The organism is uncultured Leptotrichia sp. (assembly GCF_938036635.1).
Taxonomy (GTDB): domain Bacteria; phylum Fusobacteriota; class Fusobacteriia; order Fusobacteriales; family Leptotrichiaceae; genus Leptotrichia; species Leptotrichia hongkongensis.
The window spans coordinates 1-2,242 of sequence record NZ_CALHQO010000148.1 but is presented as its reverse complement, the minus strand read 5'-3'; the positions used below and the strand labels follow the sequence as shown (position 1 = coordinate 2,242).

General features: G+C 32.6%; 2 protein-coding genes and 1 pseudogene. All 3 read left to right on the top strand.

Annotated elements, in window-relative coordinates; all coding sequences use genetic code 11:
* Positions 1-246 (top strand): annotated as a pseudogene (locus Q0370_RS02800) (SDR family NAD(P)-dependent oxidoreductase); the annotation flags it as partial.
* A 55-nt stretch (positions 247-301) separates the two neighbouring features.
* Entirely contained in the window at positions 302-1,153 is an 852-nt protein-coding gene (dapF, locus tag Q0370_RS02795; protein WP_299571845.1) for a diaminopimelate epimerase, read from the top strand.
* A 46-nt stretch (positions 1,154-1,199) separates the two neighbouring features.
* The gene (gene dapA / locus Q0370_RS02790; RefSeq protein ID WP_147005401.1) at positions 1,200-2,084 is read left to right on the top strand and encodes a 4-hydroxy-tetrahydrodipicolinate synthase; all 885 of its coding nucleotides are present in this window, start codon (positions 1,200-1,202) and stop codon (positions 2,082-2,084) included.
* The last annotated feature ends 158 nt before the right edge of the window (positions 2,085-2,242 follow it).

Sequence of the window (2,242 nt, the reverse complement as noted above, 5' to 3'; positions counted from 1 at the left end):
CCTGGTCCAACAGCTACTGAATTTGAAAAAAGCAGTAATTTGGAAGAAAGTTCACTTTTTGAACGAATGAAAGTTATGTCAGCTAAAAAAGTGGCTGAAATCGGCTATAAGGAATTTCAGAAGGGGAAAATGATTATAATTCCTGGAATTTTTAATAGAATTGCAGTTTTTGGAACTAGATTTTTTTCAAGAAAGTTTGTTGTAAAAATAGCTAGAAAAATTCAGGAAAAAAAGAAAGATTCTTAATAAAAAAATTTTAGTATAAGTTGAGAATATTTTAAAAATTAAAGGAGGTTTTGAAATGTTAAAATTTGAAAAGTATCAAGGTGCGGGGAATGATTTTATTATTGTTGCTGAGAAGGATCTTATTGAAAAAGGAATACCTGAATACGGGGAATTTGCGAGTCAGGTTTGTGACAGGCATTTTGGAATAGGTGCGGATGGACTGATTATTTTGAAATATGTAGCAAGCATGCCATTTATGTTTTTCTTTAATGGAGATGGAAGTCAGGCACCAATGTGTGGAAATGGAATAAGATGTTTTTCCCACTATCTTGTAAACAATCACCTAGTTGAAGGAAACGAATTTACTGTAAAAACAGTTCCTGGCGATTTGACAATACAAGTAAATTACGATGAGGAAAAGGATGATTTTACAGCAAGAGTAAATATGGGAAAACCTGTTTTTAATGTAAAAGAATTAATAAATATTGAAAAAGAGCAGTTTTTAAGAGAAAAAATTAATATTGACGGAAAAGAAATTGAAATTTCATATATTTTTATGGGAACTGACCATTCTGTAATATTTGTAAATGACTTTGCAGATTATAATATTGATGAGCTTGGTAAAAAAATTGAAAATTATACTGACTTATTTCCCAAAAAAGTCAATGTAAACTTTGTAAAGGTGTATGACAGGGAGCATATAGAAGTAATCACTTGGGAACGTGGAGCAGGAAGAACATTGGCTTGTGGAACAGGGGCTACAGCTTCAGCTGTACTTGCCAAAACTTTTGATTTTGTAGATGATAAGGTAAATGTGAAAGTTCCAGGAGGGCAGCTTGTTATTGAGTATGAAGGTGGAGAAAATGATGTATTTATGACAGGACCTAGTGAAAAAATAGCTGAAGGAATGTATAAATATCAAAGATAATTAAATTTTTAGTTTAGGAAATTAAATTAAGGAAAGAAGGAATAAAATGAAATTTGAAGGTTCGTATGTGGCGCTAATTACGCCATTTAAAAATAACGGAACGGAATTGGATGAGGATAAATTAAGAGAATTGGTAAATTATCACATTGAAAATGGTACATCTGGAATTGTACCTTGCGGAACGACTGGAGAAGCTCCAACTTTGACATTTGCAGAACATGAAAAAGTAATAAAAATAGTTGTGGAAGAAGTGAAAGGGAGAATACAGGTAATCGCAGGGGCAGGATCAAATAATACAACAAGAGCGATAGAACTTACAAAATACGCAAAGGAACTGGGAGCAGATGCAGCGTTAAGCACTTGCCCATACTACAATAAACCAAGTCAAAGAGGACTTTATGAACATTACAAAACAATTGCACAAGAAGCAAAATTTCCTATAATGCTTTATAATGTGCCTGGAAGAACAGGAACAAATATTGAAGCGGAAACAATCGCAAAACTGGCTGAACTGCCTGAAATTGTAGCTGTAAAGGAAGCGACAGGAAGTCTTGAACAAATGATAAGAATTCAGGATTTATGCGGAGATAAAATTGAAATTCTTTCAGGAGAAGATCACCTAATCCTACCAATGCTGTCAATCGGTGCAAAAGGAGTCGTTTCTGTAGTTGCCAACATAATGCCCCAAGAAATGAGCGATTTAATCAGTTCATTCTTAAACAAGAACTTTGACAAGGCGTTTGAACTGCACACAAAACTATACGATGTAAGCAGAAATATGTTCGTGGAAGGAAACCCTGTAACTGTTAAGGCTGCTATGAAAATACTTGGAAAACTTGACAATGACATAGTAAGATTGCCATTGGTAGAGGCTGAGGCGGATACTTATGGGAAATTGACAAAAGTGTTTAAAGAAAAAGGGATTTTTTAATTTTTTATTTGTTGTAAACTTTAAATTGTAAAAAGAGCTGGAGTAAATTCCAGTTTTTTTTGTAATAAATTTATTACTAATGCTAAACCTTATTTAAATAATGTATTTATTACAAACTTTTTTAATAAAGGATATAAACCTAATATTTTCAAATAATT

Bases quoted from the DNA above. Each gene is read 5' to 3' on its own strand.
- dapA (WP_147005401.1), top strand. From the start codon at position 1,200: ATGAAATTTGAAGGTTCGTATGTGGCGCTAATTACGCCATTTAAAAAT.
- dapF (WP_299571845.1), top strand. From the start codon at position 302: ATGTTAAAATTTGAAAAGTATCAAGGTGCGGGGAATGATTTTATTATT.